16 protein-coding genes are annotated in these 18,607 nt (G+C 32.9%); 1 reads left to right on the plus strand and 15 read right to left on the minus strand.

The window, feature by feature from the left end; genetic code table 11:
- The 15 genes from ACTH6U_RS11075 to cpxR form a co-directional block, all read right to left on the minus strand.
- Window positions 1–988: polysaccharide export protein (locus tag ACTH6U_RS11075; protein WP_441832202.1), on the minus strand; the 988-nt coding region annotated here is incomplete at its 3' end.
- 98 nt (window positions 989–1,086) lie between these two features.
- Window positions 1,087–1,905, minus strand: coding sequence for a glycosyltransferase (locus ACTH6U_RS11080; protein ID WP_441832203.1), 819 nt, complete (start codon window positions 1,903–1,905; stop codon window positions 1,087–1,089).
- A 372-nt stretch (window positions 1,906–2,277) separates the two neighbouring features.
- The gene (locus tag ACTH6U_RS11085; RefSeq protein ID WP_441832204.1) at window positions 2,278–3,291 is read right to left on the minus strand and encodes a glycosyltransferase family 4 protein; all 1,014 of its coding nucleotides are present in this window, start codon (window positions 3,289–3,291) and stop codon (window positions 2,278–2,280) included.
- Window positions 3,292–4,490: 1,199 nt separating this feature from the next.
- Window positions 4,491–5,375 (minus strand): glycosyltransferase family A protein, encoded by an 885-nt coding sequence (locus ACTH6U_RS11090; protein WP_441832205.1) that lies wholly within the window; start codon window positions 5,373–5,375, stop codon window positions 4,491–4,493.
- An 11-nt stretch (window positions 5,376–5,386) separates the two neighbouring features.
- Window positions 5,387–6,325 carry a glycosyltransferase family 52 gene (locus ACTH6U_RS11095; protein WP_441832206.1) on the minus strand — a complete coding sequence of 313 codons (939 nt, stop codon included), beginning with the start codon at window positions 6,323–6,325 and terminating at the stop codon, window positions 5,387–5,389.
- 2 nt (window positions 6,326–6,327) lie between these two features.
- Window positions 6,328–7,419, minus strand: coding sequence for a glycosyltransferase family 4 protein (locus ACTH6U_RS11100; RefSeq protein WP_441832207.1), 1,092 nt, complete (start codon window positions 7,417–7,419; stop codon window positions 6,328–6,330).
- Between the two features lie 39 nt (window positions 7,420–7,458).
- Complete coding sequence (locus tag ACTH6U_RS11105; protein WP_441832208.1) at window positions 7,459–8,715, minus strand: lipopolysaccharide biosynthesis protein; 1,257 nt, start codon at window positions 8,713–8,715, stop codon at window positions 7,459–7,461.
- 84 nt (window positions 8,716–8,799) lie between these two features.
- Window positions 8,800–9,492, minus strand: a complete 693-nt coding sequence (gene pseF, locus ACTH6U_RS11110; RefSeq protein ID WP_441832209.1) for a pseudaminic acid cytidylyltransferase — start codon at window positions 9,490–9,492, stop codon at window positions 8,800–8,802.
- 16 nt (window positions 9,493–9,508) lie between these two features.
- On the minus strand, window positions 9,509–10,522 hold the full coding sequence (pseB, locus tag ACTH6U_RS11115; RefSeq protein ID WP_441832210.1) for a UDP-N-acetylglucosamine 4,6-dehydratase (inverting): 1,014 nt from the start codon (window positions 10,520–10,522) through the stop codon (window positions 9,509–9,511).
- A 56-nt stretch (window positions 10,523–10,578) separates the two neighbouring features.
- The gene (locus ACTH6U_RS11120; RefSeq protein ID WP_441832211.1) at window positions 10,579–11,241 is read right to left on the minus strand and encodes a glycosyltransferase family 2 protein; all 663 of its coding nucleotides are present in this window, start codon (window positions 11,239–11,241) and stop codon (window positions 10,579–10,581) included.
- Complete coding sequence (locus ACTH6U_RS11125) at window positions 11,223–12,311, minus strand: N-acetylneuraminate synthase family protein (RefSeq protein ID WP_441832212.1); 1,089 nt, start codon at window positions 12,309–12,311, stop codon at window positions 11,223–11,225. The genes ACTH6U_RS11120 and ACTH6U_RS11125 overlap by 19 nt, the downstream gene beginning before the upstream one ends.
- The gene (locus ACTH6U_RS11130) at window positions 12,292–13,155 is read right to left on the minus strand and encodes an SDR family oxidoreductase (protein ID WP_441832213.1); all 864 of its coding nucleotides are present in this window, start codon (window positions 13,153–13,155) and stop codon (window positions 12,292–12,294) included. The genes ACTH6U_RS11125 and ACTH6U_RS11130 overlap by 20 nt, the downstream gene beginning before the upstream one ends.
- Window positions 13,156–13,855: 700 nt before the next feature.
- Entirely contained in the window at window positions 13,856–15,295 is a 1,440-nt protein-coding gene (locus ACTH6U_RS11135; RefSeq protein ID WP_441832214.1) for a capsule assembly Wzi family protein, read from the minus strand.
- Between the two features lie 531 nt (window positions 15,296–15,826).
- On the minus strand, window positions 15,827–17,197 hold the full coding sequence (gene cpxA / locus ACTH6U_RS11140) for an envelope stress sensor histidine kinase CpxA (RefSeq protein ID WP_294105108.1): 1,371 nt from the start codon (window positions 17,195–17,197) through the stop codon (window positions 15,827–15,829).
- Window positions 17,194–17,892, minus strand: a complete 699-nt coding sequence (gene cpxR, locus ACTH6U_RS11145; RefSeq protein ID WP_336429724.1) for an envelope stress response regulator transcription factor CpxR — start codon at window positions 17,890–17,892, stop codon at window positions 17,194–17,196. Before cpxR ends, cpxA begins: the two co-directional genes overlap by 4 nt.
- 152 nt (window positions 17,893–18,044) lie before the next feature.
- Here cpxR and ACTH6U_RS11150 point away from each other — a divergent pair, with 152 nt between their 5' ends.
- Window positions 18,045–18,593, plus strand: a complete 549-nt coding sequence (locus ACTH6U_RS11150; RefSeq protein ID WP_294105112.1) for a Spy/CpxP family protein refolding chaperone — start codon at window positions 18,045–18,047, stop codon at window positions 18,591–18,593.
- Window positions 18,594–18,607 lie beyond the last annotated feature (14 nt).

Consider the following 18,607-nt stretch of genomic DNA (forward strand, 5'->3'; position numbering starts at 1 on the left):
AAGAGGTGGCGTCAGATAAATCTAACTGATAAACCGCTGCCATTTTTTTCGGTAGCAACGCTTCTAGCTCTTTATCTGCTGCTGGTTGGTTTTTAACAGGACGGATTACAAAAACGCCCGTTGCTTGAGCTGTTTCTTGTTTAATACCATCCGCTTTACTTAACGCTTCGGTAATACTCATACCCGCACGGTCAATGGTGAGCGTAGTTGGTTGACCGACTTCACCCATCACGAATACTTTTTGCCCATCATTGCGCGGTACATAAAGTACATCACTTGGTTGCATCAGGTAGTTTTGGGTTAAGTCACCATATTGCACCAAAGATTGCAAAGAGACTTTAATTTCTTTGCCATTACGAGTCAGTACTACGTTATCCCAATCGGCTTTTTCGGTTAGACCACCTGCATTATTAAAGGCTTCTAAAATAGTCAGTGGTACGTTGGTAATTGGTAGGGTTCCCGGTTTAGCCACTTCACCTGACACATACATTTTTTGTGAGCGGAATGCGGCAATACTAACATCTACTTGTGGAGACTCGATATAAGTGGCAAGGCGGTTACTGATTAGAGTACGGATCTCTGTAACGGTTTTACCAATAACTTTCACTTTACCAATGTAAGGGTAATAGATGGTGCCATCTGAGTGTACCCAGTTACCGGAGTCTTGTGCACTACGATATGAACCGGCCGGGATAGTTAGCTCAGGGTGATCCCATACAGTGATAGTTAATACGTCACCCACACCAATGCGATATTCATAGGTTGAAAGCTGTTTATCGAGTAATGGATTTGGTTTGGCGATAACTTGTGGGGTATACATTTCATCTAATAATTTAGGTGAAATAGGGTAGATATCAACCAGTTTGGTAATATCTTTATCACCCGTATCAACAACATTTTTACCTGATGTTGACATATAGGCACCCGGGGTGATGGTGCAGCCCGTGAGAATAGTTAATGTTAGAATAGTTAAAGGGATAAATTTCATAATGTAATGGATTCTATGGCTAGTTTAAGAAGAAAACCTAACTAAACACTTGTATAGTTAATAGGATATTATCGTTGTGTATATATTTTTAGCATGTTCTATGCTCTAAGTTGGTAATAAACTTTGGCTAATAAGTATGAAGGTAATAATCTAGAAGCGCTACGGAGTATGAATATAGAATATGCTGAAAATCGATTGTCAATATTATATTTAATTTTTAACTTAGCTAATTTGAATTCACTTTTAATGTAAATGGAACCTTTTCTACGCTTGATCATAGAGGTACCGGAGCGTACATTTACTAATATTTCATCTACATTGGCAGCATTGAATCCAGACGAAAGCATTCTTATCCATAAATTATAGTCTTCCATGTATAAGTGATGTTGATATCCACCTGCGGAGATAACATCATTCTTTTTGAAAGCAACTGAAACATGATTAAATGGGCTTCTACTTTTGATTAATTTTTTTATTCCAGTTAAAGAACTAGGTAAATTCCTACAACCTAAAGATTGACTCATAGATTCATCAAATTCTTCTATATTTGCGCTTAGTAAAGATATTGTAGGATTATTTAATATAAACTTAATTTGTTTTTCAAATCTATCTGGTAAACTGATGTCATCAGTATCCATTCGAAAAATCCAATCGTAGGTACAATGAGATATACCGATATTTAAGGCATTTCCTAGGCCAACATTACTTGGGATAGAAACTATTTTTAGAATATCATGTAGCTCTTTTTTCCAATGATCAATTATGTGGTATAAGTTATCAGTTAAAGGACCATCCTGAACTAAAACTATTTCATTAGGTTTTAAGGATTGAGAATTATATATACTTTCAAAAGCATCATTGAAAAAAAATGCATTCTCGTTTTTGTATACAGATAATAAAACTGAAAATTTTAACATGTCGCCACCAAATTATAGTGAAGTATTAATTTAAGTTTAAGTAATTTGCTTATATTTATTTAGGTGATAGATATTTTAAATTTTCTGCTAATTAGGAATTTAGATTAAGCTTAAACCATAGTTATAACGTATGTGTATTAATTGCAGGCACCTTAATTTTTTTATACTTTTTATATTCTGATCCCATTAAAAATATTGGTAGATTATTTTGTATGATGTGAATTTAATTTTATTCTAAGGTTAATATGTTAGCTATATATCACTCTTTAATATTTTCAAGTAAAATTACATAAAAGTAATGTAGTGCCGGTTAATTTTTGCTAATGAGCCTTAAGGAACTTTAAATAAACAATAGTAGGTTTAACATATACACTAGTCTTCTTTATGTTTTTTATACAGAAATATATATTTATTTACCCAGTCATCATAATCAAAGTTCTTTAAATATGTATGGAGCGCATTTTTATGATAGTTTGAATAGTTTTGATATATATGTTTTATTGCTGAGGATAATGTATTTCCATTTAAATCAGAAATAAAAAAAGTCTCACTTTCGGTAAAAACATTTTTATAATTATCTAAATTCATTAAAATTAAAGGAACACCTCTCGCTATAGCTTCTATTGCGACTAAAGGTACTCCTTCAGCAAATGAGGGTAGTATTAGTATATCTATATTATCCCAGAAATATGTCAAATCATCTTGATGGCCAAGAAAAGAGATATTTTGGTAATTTTTAGAATTTTCTTCAAGTTCAAAACGAAGTTGCCCATCTCCTGCAATCAATAGGGTATATTCCGGAATTGATTTCATAGTAAATACAAGATTTCGAACATTTTTCCGTTCGATTAAAACACCACAGAAACCAATTTTATGCTTAAGAAGTATTGGAGAAGTTAATTTTTCACTTATTAGCTGAGGGTTTATTAAGCGGCTATTGTGAATAAAATATTTATTGTGATTTTGTTGTTTTGAATAAATGTACTCAGTCAAATACACTGCATGCTCAGCCCTAGATAAAATTTTTTGCCATAAAAAACAGATGAGCATATATGATTTAGGATATAGAAACTTTAAATCTTCCTGTGGGTCTGCATGTATAGTAGAAACCCATTTGAAAGAAAAAAAGAATGATAGTATGAAGCAAAATAAATCAGGAATTATTCCATGAGAATGTAATACATCAATTTTTTTAGATTTTAACATTCTAGTAAGTTTTATAAAATTATGTAACAACCCTTTACGTTTAGCATCCCTTAGAAAGAAAATGGAGGAGCTCCAATTGAGGTTGTTTAATCCATAAACTAAATCTTTCGCAACATTAATTGGCCCTGCGTTAACATCGCTAGGTACGACATGAATGATTACACTTGATTTTGTATCCATTAATAAACCTATTTTTATGGCTAAAACTACGATAGATAGAGGTCAGACAAATGATTTTATGCTAAGTAAATTGTTAGAATGGAAATTTAGTATAAAACTTAATAAGTTTTATTAATTGATTTTTTTAGACCGAAAGAATTAAATATAAAATATAATATAAAAATATCAGTAAAAAAATTATTATATGAAACAGTATCTAATGATAAACGGACTATTAGTATAAAAAACAAAAGAAACAATTTGAAATTTACTTTTAGGTAATTATATAGAGAGTAAAATAAAAAGAAGACATAAATCATTACATTAAATCCAAAAAGCATATTTATATGAATGAATGAGTTGTGTGGATTTGAGCCAAATAGATATACTGTAGGTAATTGTTCAAAGTTCATACCAAATAAAAAGTGATTAATGTCTAGTTTTTCAATATATTCATGGAGCATTTGAGTTCTAGGTGTTTCTAAGCCTTGATTGAAATTCGTATGACTTAGAATATAACTCTCTATGCTATCAGCAGAAAATAATGTAATCAACAAGATTAAAAATATTAAAATCAATACCTTAATATTATCAACCAAGCATGTTAATAATATTAAGATTGATAGTATTAAAGCAGTTCTCGACCCACTAATTAGACAAAAAAAACAAAATATAAGTAGAGGCAATATACTTATTTTTTTCCTATTCTGTATGGAATTAAATAAATAGAAAAGGCATAAAACAAAACAAAAATAAATTACAACATTGCGACTGGTGTTTGTAAATATTTTATTGATGTAATTTCCATAATCAATATGCAGAAGTTGTGAAATAATGAACAATATAAACAAAAAGAAAAGATAAGAAAAAAATAAAATTTTTGACAGAGGTATGGTTATATGTGGCCTCTTAATTAAATAATCAGCAAATAAAAAATAAGCCATGAAAGTGAATGCTAATCCCATCCAATTTCCCGGTCGTACTCCTGAGTAACCCAAAATAACAGGAACTAACAAGGCAGAAATAAATAATAGATATGAGATTAATACTTTTTTATCGGATTTTTTTTTCAAAGTAAAAATAATCACATAAATTGAGACTATTATTGAGGATACAGTGAAAACTAACTCTTTTGTGAAAGCACAAATAATAAAAAAAGATAAAATCACAATGAAAGGGTGAATAATTTCTGTTCTATATTTTAGTTTCATATTGCATTTCTATTTTCGAAATTTATTTAATGTTACTATTAATATACATGCACATTTTAATTTTATATTACCTAATGAAGATAGCTTATTTTCCTTAAGGTAAAAAACGGATTGATTTAATCTAAATAAAACACGAGCTAAAAGTAATGGTGATGATATCCATTGAATAATAGGGGCATCAACTAATAAGGAACTATAAGCTAGAAAATATCCTTTGCAGTGTTTAATTTTTGATGCATGACTTAACCTTGTAATTTTAGGTTGATCGTTAAATGATACGCCTACAGCTATATTTAGATACACAAATTTATAGTTATGGTTACTAGTTTTATTATAAAAATACAGTTCAGGAACGAATTTCATATCTGATGCGGTTGGATATGGTAATGTTCTAATAATATCAGTTTTAAATATATCTATTTTATCCCCATGCTTACCACTGAAAAATTCATTATACCAATTAGCTATTTCATTATTTTTAGGTATATATCTGCTAGCGAATGCATTAGTTTCTTTTACTAAAGATTGACATCTTAAACCTATGATATCTTTTTTTCTTAATTGTTTTTCATAAATATCTACTAATTGTAAGGCATTTTCTGCTAGACAATCATCCGAGTCCACTCCAATAAAATAGTCACCTTTAGCTATGGATATAGCTCGGTTCCAACACGACTGTTTTCCTGCATTCTCTTGAAATATATAATTTATTTTAAAAGGTGCTATTTTTATTAATGTTTGAATTAATTCTTGAGTATTATCTGTAGAGCCATCATCGATAACAATCCATTCAAGATTCTTGTTTTTTTGTTCAAGAATACTTTCATAACAACGATATAGACTCTCTTTCCTGTTAAATGTAGGTGTAAATATAGTGAATTTATAATTAAACATATATATCCTTCTTAAATATGTATTTCTATAAAGTTAGATGAATGAGTTGATATGCTTTTAACTAGGTTCAAATATGTTTGATTAAAAATATTTCCTGTTATTATATAGCAAGCTTTTAAATCTAAATTTAAAATAGAGCTAGATGAAAATGAGAATATGTTTATAACTTCATATTTTTCACTTAATTGAGAGTAAAAATCTTCAAAGATAAGGTCTGTGCGTATATATTCATTTTTAAATTGTTTTATTATTTCTAGGTCTCTAGGGTGAGGTAAGTAAATTGTATCTCCATTAAGTTTTTTAAACCTATCTTTTAGTTTATCAAATAAAATATTTTTCATATTAGGGTCTGATAATATTGCTGCATATACACTACCTAGAATTAAATTACATACTTTTCCATTGTTATTGTTATTGTTATTGTTATTGTTAATTTTATTAAAGAGATCTATATTAACTACGCTATCAATAATGTTTTTTTTATTGTATATAGAGTAATGAGTGTTAGATAATTTTTTTATTTTTTTTATGTTATATCTATTCCGTAATAAAAATGAAACTGTTCTCATTCTTACGTTTCTGTTATCTATGTAGTAGCTAGATTGTGGGTTTATATTTGCAGTTCCATCGTCAAAGGTATATAAATTATTAAACTTTAATTTTGATAATATAAGTTGTGTATATATGCTATCAATTGAGCTTAAATAAATTGAGTCATAGTTAAGACACTCTATTTTATTTATTTCAAAGGGAAATAATATTGTTTTTATATCACAATTGAGAATGATACTTTTGTTTGCTGATTCAGAGACTTTTTTAAAATAATGTATGTTTTTTTCATTATTTTTATTTCCAATAAAAATAATATCATAGTTTTTTATTTTTTTATACTCTATTATTTTTAATAAAAAATACATTTGGAATGTAGTATTGCAAATAAATAAATTCATGTCTAAATTCTCTCTAATAGATTAGTCCATTTTTTTATAACTAAATCTATAGAAAATAAATTTGCTTGTTCTAATGATTTTTCTTTATATAATAAATATGAGTGGTTATTGGTTTCAATCATTTCAATCATTTCAATTATAGAGAGTGCTAATTTTTCAATATCATTTTGTTTTACAAGAATACCATTGCCATTAATAATTTCACTAGGTCCAGTTAAACAATTAAATGAAACAATGGGTAAACCATATGAGCAAGCTTCTAAAAGAACCATTGGAAATCCCTCAAATCTTGAGCTCATTACATAGAAATTTGAATTCTTATATAAGCTATCTATATTTGAAGTGAATGGTATTAATTTTATTACATCACTCAAATTATTTTTGTAAATTTTGTTTTCTAGATTTTCTTTTTCCTCACCATCACCCACGATCCAAAGACACCAATCTGGATATGCGGCTTTAACCTTGAACCATGCTTTAATTAATAAATCAAACCCTTTTTGTTCTGTGAGTCGACCTACAGATATTACAGTTTTTTTATTACTAGTAGTAATATTGTTTTTATTAATAATGTTTAATGTTGGATTAGGAATTGTAACTACCTTTTTGCTTGGAAATATTGATTTTCTTTCCCACATATTCTTATCTGTATCTGTTAATGTTATTATATAATCTGCAAATAATAGTGCTAAATAGCGAGATATAACTCTTGTTTTTTTACCCAAACTTACACTAAAGTTAAAATGCTCCCAATTAATATGTTTGGTTTTAACTAATAGTGAAGCGGGACAAACAAATAGGGAGAGTGTACTTTCAATGTTGATAATACAATCAATATTTTCTGATTTTAAAAAATTTCTTAATTTTAAGGTTAAGCTAATATAGTGTTTACTCAGTGATTTTTTTGTTTTGCTTAGTGTGAAAAATTGTATGTTACTATTAAATTTAAAATGGGGATTTAGTCCTTCAAAAAGACTTAAAAATATTATCTCATAATTCTGAGCAGAGAGATGATTTGCAATAATTGATGCCACTCTTTCTGTTCCACCAGAGTTATTTATATTACTTGAAAAAAAACAAATTTTCTTCTTCATTGCTGTTTCCCATTATGCAATTTTATATTTATCCAATTACTACTTATAAGCAAAATAAAACCAAGGCATTTTTATATGTATTGATGCGAGTCGCCATGTTAAAATAAATTGCATAAATCTTGAGAATGCGTAGGCAATACCTGCTCCTAATAATCCAATTCTAGGGATTAATATAAATAAGATGATAATGTTAATTATTCCGCAAAAAAAAGTAATAATAGCAAGCTTATTATTTTTTCTTGAATAGAATATATAATTCGCTACCATCAGATACATTCCACCAAATGCTTGACCTAGGCATAACCAACCGATTAATTTTCCCGCCTCGGCATATTTTTCACCAGCAATAAATATAATAAAGGATGGGCCTATAATAAAAGCACATAGGACAATAACAAGTGCAATAGCAAAGTAAATATAAGTATATTTAACGATTTTTAGCTTTTCATTATACTGATTTTCTTTTAGTTTAGAGAATAGCCATGGCATATAGGCTTTATTTACCGCATCCACTAGAATAGCTAATGATGTACTAATTTGTGCTGCTACCATATATATCCCAGCAGTTGCCAAACCTAATTCTTTGTTAATGATAAAACGATCAATTGATGTTATAAGAAAAAAACCTAGGTTATGTGGTATTAGTGGGATACCAAATAAGAGAGCTTCCTTTAATTGTTTCGGTCGCCAAATAAATAAAGTAAGAAGCTTATCTTTATAAAGAAGAAAAATAGATACAATTCCAATGATTATTGCTGTTATTAATTGAGCATTTACTCTACCTTCTGAACCATAACTGAAGAATACAATGAAAATTATAGATAACAGCATATTAATAAAACTACTATTAATTTGTAAAAGTCCAAACTGCTTAGCGTTTCCTCTTATTTGCCACTGCCCAAGGCGTATGGTTGATAAAAAGGTAAGTGTACTTATTATTACGGATATATATAACCAAGAACTTGGTATAGCAAAAAAGTAAGTCAATTTTTCTGAAAATAAAAAAATCAATAATAATGGTATAAATGTACTACCAATTAAAATTTGAATGCAACTACCATTGAATTCCTTAATTATATTTGGAGTTATATCATCATAGTATTTACGATTAGCTGCTCCTGCTGAATTGATACCTACAAATAATGTTAATCCTGATAGAACAACTTGAAACATTGCAATTTGCCCATATTGTTCTAAGGTAAGGTATCTAGTGAGTATCGGCAATAAAAAAAATGGAATAGCTGCATTTAGTATATTAGCTAAAAGATATATAGAAGTGTTTTTTATTAAGCTCATAGAATTTTTTAGGAACTAAGTTTAATCGAATATATAATAATTATATTAATAGTTAAGTGTTCATAGTAACTATGAGCCTAAATATCAACTTTTATTTAAAAAATTCGATAGCATAAGGGCTATTTCCCAATCTTCTTCGGTATCTAAATCTACAACTCTTTTTCTTGGAATAATCAGTGCTACGGAATTATTTGAAAATGTTGGAATTATGCTGAGATATGCATTTGGCCTTCCCCAATAAAATTGACCGGCATCATGATATGATTTTTCTAAATCTTGTGAACGTTTAGCATAATTTTCTGGATGAAACATTTCAACTTTATTATTTTCTGTAAGTTTTATTCCTCGTTGTATAGGGAATGGAAATTCGCATACAGGAAAGCAATAGTTTAATGTAGGGTCAGAACTTATTTTTTGGTAACCTAATTTAATATCGTTTGTTGAAATGAGTGGAGCGGTTGCATAAATACAGCAAACGTAATCAATTTTTTCACCTAAATTTATGTAGTACTCTATAGCATGAGCAATAACTTCACCCGTATTAGTATAGTCATCAGATAATTCTTGAGGCCTAATAAAAGGAGTTTCTGCCCCTAAAGCACGAGAAATTTCGGCAATTTCTTTATCATCAGTTGAAACAATAATCTTATCAAAACAACCTGAGTTTTTTGCGGCTTCAATTGAATAGGCTATAATGGGTTTTCCATTAAAATCCTTAATGTTTTTCCGAGGGATTCTTTTGCTTCCTCCTCTCGCAGGAATAATTGCTATATTCATTTTGTCCTACAATTTTTTAGATTTTAAAATTAGGGTCAACATGTTCTGTAATTAGAGTTCGTAAGCTTTCTATGGTTTCCCAATCTGTATTTGTTCCAGAATTATACTTAAATCCAAATGGAACTTTTTGGGCTTTATGATGAGTTATATAGTCATTTTCAGAGTGAGTCATGGAAATGGAAGGTAATATTGCATAAAATTTACCGAGATCTATAGTATGTAGGGAGTCGGTATCAGTAATCATTTCTTCATGTAATTTTTCTCCAGGTCTCACCCCTACAACTTCAATTTCGCATTCTGGAGCTATAGCTTTAGCAATATCTAATATATTATAAGACGGTATTTTCGGAACGAAAATCTCGCCACCTAAATGTTGATCAAGTGCGAACATAACTAAGTCAACACCATCTTGAAGTGAGATATTAAAGCGTGTCATATCTTTATGTGTAATAGGTAACTTACCTGTTTTTTTCTTTTCAATAAAAAATGGTATAACTGAGCCGCGAGAACCCATTACATTACCGTACCGAACTACACTAAAACGAATCTTTTTTGATCCTCGAATATTGTTGGCTGCAGTGAATAGCTTATCGGATGCCAATTTTGTTGCACCATATAAATTAATTGGAGCACATGCTTTGTCTGTTGATAATGCTACGACATCTTTTACACCACATTGCAAAGCTGCTTGAATTACATTTTCAGCTCCTGTTATATTAGTCCTAATACATTCAGTTGGGTTATACTCTGCAGTATCAACTTGCTTTATGGCGGCAGCGTGTATGATAACATCTACACCTTCACATGCTTGGATCATCCTAGCCTGATCTCTTACATCTCCAATAAAAAACCTCAACTGAGGATATCTGTTGTGGGGATACTTTTGCTTTAATTCAAACTGTTTTAACTCGTCACGAGAAAATATAATTATTTTTTTAACATCAGGATAGCGTGATAGTATTGTTTCAATAAATTTTTTTCCAAAAGATCCTGTACCACCGGTAATTAGGATTGATTTGTTATTTAACATAATGGGTGTTCTCTTTATTTATGACGAAAGGAGTATTGCAGATTATAGCAATTTTATTATTTAGAATAACGGATCGTTTTAATAAGACTTTTTAAAATTCGGAGATTTGCCTTGTAGCTATTACCAAAACGAGGTTCATCGATTCTATCATTAAGTTTAATATCTATTTGCTTCATAACTAAATTATTTTGATGAGCAAGAATGATAAGTTGAGTTCCAATTGAATCATATGTTTCGAACGTATTATTTATACAATATAACCTTTTACTATATGCTTTCAAGCCACATAAAGGATCTTTGATATTGTATTTAAATTTAAAATAGATTGAAAATATATATTCAGAAAATCGTCCATAATATGGTCTTTTTCCAACTATAATATCAATATCATTTCTGATTAATTTGATCACTTCCATTACAGATTCGGTAGGGTGCTGTCCATCAGCATCCATTGTAATTACATAATCAGAATTATAATGTTTAAATGCATGATTCATTCCCGCATTAATTGCGCCAGCATAGCCTTCATTATTAATTAAATTTAGAACGGTAGCACCTGATGAGGTTGCCACTTGAGATGTATTATCTTTAGAGCAATCATTTATAACTAAGATATTTAAGTTTATTGGGGTTGTACTTATTATACCATTTATGACATTACCAATTGTTTTTTCTTCATTATATGCAGGAATTACAATTGTTATTTTAGGTGGTTCCATTTTAAATATTCACCATTTCCTATGTCTTCGATTAAAGTTTTACCGATAACTGAATTTATTAAATTAGGTGTAATTGCATTAGTTGGGCATGGGCGTAGACAAATTAGATCATCAGCAGTGATTATATGTCCTGCTTTAAGTATGAGATCATCTTTTACTCTGATTGAACGGCGCTGAACCACAACAGTGTCTTTTTCATTATCTTCAACTTTTTTGATACTGCTGCCTAGTGCTAGATATAGCTCCATTGATCTATTAACCATTTCACGCCAACTGGAAGGATTCATTGCAAATTTATGATCTGGACCTTCATTGCTATTATCATCAGTAAAATGTTTTTCAATAATGTTTGCTCCTAGTGCAATTGCGCCTAAGGTTGTTGCATGGCCAGGAGTATGATCACTTAGCCCCAAAATAGAATTAGGATACATTGCTCTTAGTGTTTTAATTACATTTAAATTTATGTACTTAAAGTTTTCTAAGGAAGCGGTATAGTTAGTATTACATTGCATTATAACTATTTGATTTGTATGTTTTTGTGCTGTTTTAACGGCTAAATCAATTTCATCCAAAGTTGAAGCGCCACATGCAAGCAAAATGGGTTTTTTCTTTGAGGCCATTTTTTCAATAATCTGTAGCCAAGTAATATCTCCTGAGCCAACTTTATAGGCAGGGACATATGGATCTACAAAGTCAACAAGATCCATTGAATAAGGGCTAGTGAAAAAATCTACACCTACATTTTGACACGTTTTTACTAGTATATCTGTCCATTCTAAATTTATTGATGCATCTTTGTATACTTCAAAGACTGATTTTTTCCATGTTGATTGATGAGACATTTGGTCAGTTAATGTATCAAATCCTGTCTTACTCACAATAGTACTAGCATTAAAATGTTGAAATTTTACAGCATGGGCTCCTGATTCAGAAGCTAGGTGAATTAATTCAATTGCTTTTTCCAAACTGCCATTGTGGTTTGCTCCAATATCTGCAATAAAATATGGAGCTCCATCCTTTTCCAGTGTATTTGAGCCTATTTGAAAGGAGCTAGCAAAATTTGAAATCATTAGATACGTTCCTTATTTCTTCATCTAAAGTGGGCAATATAAGTGAGAATACATTTTGAAATTTATCAACATTCATTCTCATATCATGAGGTCGATTTATATCGTTATTATGTGGCATAGGAATAAATGTATGATTGAAATCATTAATGGATGAGTAATTCAAAAATTTATAGATGAAATCACCTTTAGTCATTCCATTTCTAGAGCCTAAATTATATATTCCTGTATGTTTTTTTTGTATAACTAGCTCAATGTATTTAACTAGTGAATTTATTGATATTGGGGAAAAAAATACATCATTAAATAGATTTAGGTGAGCGCCTTGCTGAGCTGAATTATATATAAAATCACATAGGCCCACTGAGTTATTACTTTTTGATTTTCCAAAAAAATTTGTTCTAAGTATAATTGATTTTGATAAGTCGTACTCTTTCTCTCCTAGATATTTAGTTTTGGCATAATTATTTATGAGAGAAATTTCTGTTTCATCTGCATTATTTTTATTATAAATGTGATCTGTTGAGATATGTATAATGAATGCGTTTTGATAACTAGAGTTAGCTATATTTTTAGGTATATTTATATTTAATTTTTCAGCTTTGTCTGTTTCTAATTCGCACTGTTCTACATTTGTTAATGCTGCAAGATTAATAATGATTTCAGGTTGTTCAGTTTGAAGGATCGTATCTAAATTTTTTTTCTCTGAAACATCAGATTGATAATCGCTACCTAAAGATGTATGAGTGACGGTTACTACATGGTAGCCTTTATTTTTTAAAGTGCATGATAATGTACTACCGAGTAGGCCATTAGCGCCTATAATAACTACTTTTTTATAATTCATAATATGTTTTTTATTTAGTGACTCATAAGTTTAGTATAAAGAAAATAGTGTTATTTTAACGTGACATTTTTTTTATTTTATTAATGCCCAAAAATGAATTATTTTAAATACATCACACATAGCTACCGCACTGGGTTGTCGGGTCCCAGAGCACCTTTTAAATTGTAAATCAACGCTTATCAATTGAAATTGTTGCACTTTTAGCTGAATCGCTCAATTGATAAACATTTCTTATTGTTTTTAACCGATGAAGGTTAATCCTGCTAGCTAGCAGGGTCAAGCAAAAAGCGATTAATAATACCATTAAATATACATAGAGACTATATCTTAAATAACGTTAGAGAATAGTCTTAGAGGTGAGTATTAATTGGATAAATTATTTTAAATTATCAGGTTATAACTCTTAAAATGACGTCGAATATTAACCCGAGTTTAACTTAAGTTAACCTATTAATATCATTACGCTTATTATGGATACATTTTATTCATATTATTTAATATGCTAGCAATACACTGGTTCGGCGTAAAATAGGATTGATAACAGCTGAAATTGATGATTTTAATTAACTTAATAATTGTTAGATTTAATTACTTTAATCAGAAAAAGTGGAACGAAAATTAATATTTAATCAAAAACACGGACGGCGAGTATCGCTGTCCGTGATGAGAGACTATTTATAATGCGGGCTTTAAATAAGTATTACCACTTAAACGGCACGTTCACTGTTACTGACGCACCGAGATCGTCGCGAGTGTCATAGTCAGTTTTCGAAACCCACACTTTGGCGTCTGTACTAATGTCTCTATCAAAATTATGCCACCAACCTAAATCGACCCCTTTGATGGTTTCAGATTCTGGGAAGATTCTATTTTGTGGGTAGCTCTCTTTATTTACTTTCGCATAAACTAAACGGGTACTGACGCGGTTATCATCATCAAGTGTGTATTCAACTTTTGCAGATAACATACGACCATCGCCGCCCATCGCATGGCCTAATGGCGCGCCTTGTTGGTAATAACCATCTTGGTAGATAAAGTGGCGGTACATCACGCCATTTTTATTCCACTCCGTATGGGTATTGGCGCCTTCAATATACCAGTTCAATGGTTGGCCCCAAGCGGTATGATATCCCTCGATACCGCCCATAAAGGCATTTTTCGATGGGAACAGATTGGCTTCATCTTCACCGACCATTTGCCCGTAAACACTCACTGGCAAATCAATAAGCGGATAAAGTTTTAGTTTAAAATCAAGGCCAGCAAGTTGGTTGCCGGGGTCGTCATTGTAGTCACCGGTATTATCCTTTCCACCCATGGCATTCCAGAACGAGTTCCAGTTATTTGGGCGGCCATCGCCTCCCCACATCACCACACGAGAACCACCAAGTTCAAAGAAGTCAGTTGGGTTCATTGTCATGCGTAGACCAATCAATTTAGTATTAGGTTGGGATGAATACTGTTTGATTTGGCCTGCGGTAAGCTGGTATTGCCATGAACCAATCCATGAAAGCCATGGTGTTTCAAATGGGCTTTGGTCAGCACGTTGCATTAAGAAACCGGTGACAGGGCGTGCGGCATCGGTGCGGATTAAGCTACCATCATGACCCGGTCCCCACCATTGCGGGATTTCACCAAAGCTTATCCATTGGTTCCAAACTTTAACGCCACCATAAGAGCCGTTAAGGTTGTAGTCAGAGCCATTTTCAACGCGCAAAGCACGTTCGGCATTGGCTTTGAGGTTTAAATCAACGTCATCAGTGCTGTAGTTACCGGAAACAGTATAGCGAAAATCGCTGTATTCACTTTGTCCAAATCCTTGTGGCATTGACGGTTTGCCAGAGGCTAAATGGGTTTCTAGTTGAACACTATTTTTGCTGTTCCCAAGCTTTTTCTTGATGCGTTGAATAATTGCTTGCTGCTCATCATTGGTGATGTTGGCATTATCCAACGAACGCGTAATTTCTTCCTGAGAAAGGGGCCATGTTGAAAGGCTGATTTGAATTACATTACGTTCTGAAAGCCAAGCGAGGTCGCTGCGCAAGTTGTTATCGGGTACAACTAGGCCGCCAGCGAGACTGCTGCTACTGAATGCGCCTAGTACTGCTAACATGATCAGCTGAGTGAGCTTGTTTTTTTTCATTGATAAGTCCATTTGAAGTTAAGTTCGGCTAATATTTAAATGGGTTATAAAAAATAAAATTGTATTTATTTTAAACTCCTATTAGGAGTATCTAATTGTTTTTTTTTATTATATACGTATGAAATTTAAGTTGGCTTGGGAGTGCGTGCCATTTGATTTTAATTAATCCTGAAATTTACATTTAATAATTTTTTCTCTTTAAGAGTATCAGATTAATACATTACTCACTATATGAGTTAACTAGTTAATAATTAAAGTAATACTTATTAGCTATTACTTTATGTTTTGAATTGAACGCCTTTAATGCGTTTTTGTTCGATCGCATCATTATTAATTAGAGTAAAATAGGGTTATATATTGATGAGTTATTTTGGTGGTTGATGAAATAGGCGATTATAAGAATATTCTGATGAATAAGCGTATTAATAATATGGTTTGTAGTTATATTAAATAATGAAATAAAAAAAGCCTCCAACTTTTAATAACTATTGTATTAAAAATTGAAGGCTTGCTAACGATTTAAAATAAGGGCTAGCGACCGTGTTCGGGTAACCAAATTTGTAAGCGTAATCCCCCTAATGGGCTATTATCGGCTTTTACCCAACCTTTATGCTGAGTGATTGCGGTCTCGACGATGGCGAGACCTAAGCCTGTTCCACCGGTTTCTCGCGCTCGCGCTTCATCCGTTCGGTAGAATGGACGGAAAATGTGCTCACGGTCGGCTGGGCTAACTCCTGGGCCGTCATCATCAACAGTGATTAAGACACCGTTATTTTCTTCTTTAAAATCAACTGCAATATGTGAATGAGAATAGCGTAAAGCATTTCGGACGATATTTTCAAAAGCACTACCAACAGCGGATGGATTACAGTACAGCGACCAAGGTCCCGGAGGCGAGGTGACGTCCAAGGTTTTGTTCATCTGTTCTGCTTCAAAGCTAGCATCGTCAAGAATGTCGCCCCAAAGTTCATCGGCTTTAATGTTTTCTCGAAGAATTTCATTTTTGTGTTGGCTACGCGATAGCACGAGTAAATCGTTGATCATGCTATCTAAACGGTGTGTTTCGGTTTCAATTCGTTCAAGTTCTTTACTTTCCCCATGGCGACGACGTAATAGGGCAGTTGCCAGTTGTAAACGGGTGAGTGGAGTTCGTAATTCGTGAGAAATATCAGAAATTAAACGTTGTTGGGCGCTGACCATGCCATCCAAGGCGCTGATCATTTGGTTAAAGCTGTTACCTGCTGAGAGGAATTCTTGTGGGCCGGATTCAAGTTCTGGATGAGGCCGTAAGTTACCTTTCGCGACGTCATCTGCCGCCATTTTCAGTTTTCGCGCAGGTCGTGCCAAGCTCCATGATAGCCAGAGCAATAATGGCGCACTGATTAACATTGTGGCAATCAGTAGTAAAAACGGTCGGTCAAACAGTAGGTTGATAAAATCAGATTGTGGGCTACTGGCTGGACGAACTAAATAGAGTTGATAGTGATCTTCACCATCACGAATCGAGAATGGGCCAATAATTTCTGCTCGGCCATATTTTTTCTTTTTCGGGTGGTCGGCGTTATCCGATTGACCAATAAAGTTACGAATGACTTGCATTTCACTCGGCATCGCACCAATTACGCGACCTTCACTGGTCACAATAATAAGGCGTTGACCGGGTGGTGCCCATTTTTTGATGGAGTTTGAAATACGACGCCACCAAAGGAGGTCATTCATCGGCGCTTGTGCGAGTTCTGCTTCTATATGCTGTTCAAGCATTTCTCCTTGGCGCTGCTCACTTTCCATCAAAACAGTGAGCTGCCGTGAGTCTAGCTTGGGCACCATCAACACTAGCATGAGCACTAGTGCGAGGGTGAACCAGAAAATCGCAAATATTCTTGCGGTTAAACTGTTGATCATGTGGCTGAAACCATCAGGTATCCGCGGCCACGTAGGGTTTTAAACCACGGCTGACCGTCTGTACGCTCTGGGAGTTTTCGACGTAAGTTTGAGATGTGCATATCAATGGCACGGTCAAACGGTGTTAAGCGTTTTCCAAGAACTTCTTGGCTGAGGTGTTCTCTCGAAACGACTTGTCCTAAATGTTGTGCTAATAAATACAGTAGCGTGAATTCAGTTCCAGTTAAATCGAGAATTTCGGTATCGAAGCTCGCTTCTTGGCGGCCTGGGTTAAGTTGCAGTTTATCAACTTGCAGCACAGGCGTGTTGCTATTGTCACCTTGGTTCTGCTCGCTCCAAGTTGAGCGGCGTAGTAAGGCGCGAATACGAGCGACAAGTTCACGGTCATTGAAAGGTTTAGGAAGATAATCATCCGCCCCTAATTCTAATCCCAATACTTTATCGAGTTCACTGCCACGGGCAGTCAACATGATCACTGGGGTCTGGTGTAATTGACGCAGCTCTTTTAATGTCTCGATACCATTTTTCTTTGGCATCATGACATCAAGTAATAGCAGGTCAATTGATGAGTCTATTTGCTGTAATGCCTGTTCACCATCATAAGCGATGACAACATTGAAGCCTTCCATTTCCAGCAATTCTTTTAATAGCGACGTGAGTTCACGGTCGTCATCAACTAATAGGATTTTATGCATTGTTTAAGTCCTCCGGCTACCAAAATACGATAACAATCTTCACGATTCCATGACTTTACGTTCTTTTACAAGCTCTGACGCTAGTTTGCAGCCACCAGCGTATAGTTGTCCACATTGAATCACGAGCACAGTTCGGAAACAAGGTGTCTAAAATGCATAGAACAGCACATAAAACAGCAGTATTAGTTTTAGCCTCTGCATTTGTTTTCGGACCCGCAGTCGCTTTTGGGGAAATCCCAGCAAACGATGCTAGTGTCCGTGAAGGGGAAGCCCCTTTAATGTTACAAATGCAACCTGAACAATCTGCCTCAGCAAATTCTCAAGTTGTAGTTCCATTTCAAAATCATGAAATGTTTAGTAATGAAGAGCGCGCAAGTACTTTCCTGTTTAATGGTATCACGTTAAATGAAAAACAGCGCCAGCAATTACGAGATTTAATGGCTACACAGCGGCATTATCGCGTTGATAACTCGGGTTTAGTGCAAGAACGTGAAGCACTACACAAATTAATTATCGCAGATAGCTTTGATGATAAAGCTGTCCGTGAACAAATCGAAAAGCGATTGCAAAAAGAACTGGAACAACGTGTGGAAATGGCACGTATTCACCATGAATTATACCAGTTGTTAACGCCTGAACAGAAAGTTCAACTTGAACAGATTCACCAGCACAAAATGGCTGAATATCAAGCGATGCAATAGCAAAAGAATATAGC

This window comes from Providencia sp., from assembly GCF_052096715.1.
In the GTDB taxonomy this organism is placed as follows: domain Bacteria; phylum Pseudomonadota; class Gammaproteobacteria; order Enterobacterales; family Enterobacteriaceae; genus Providencia.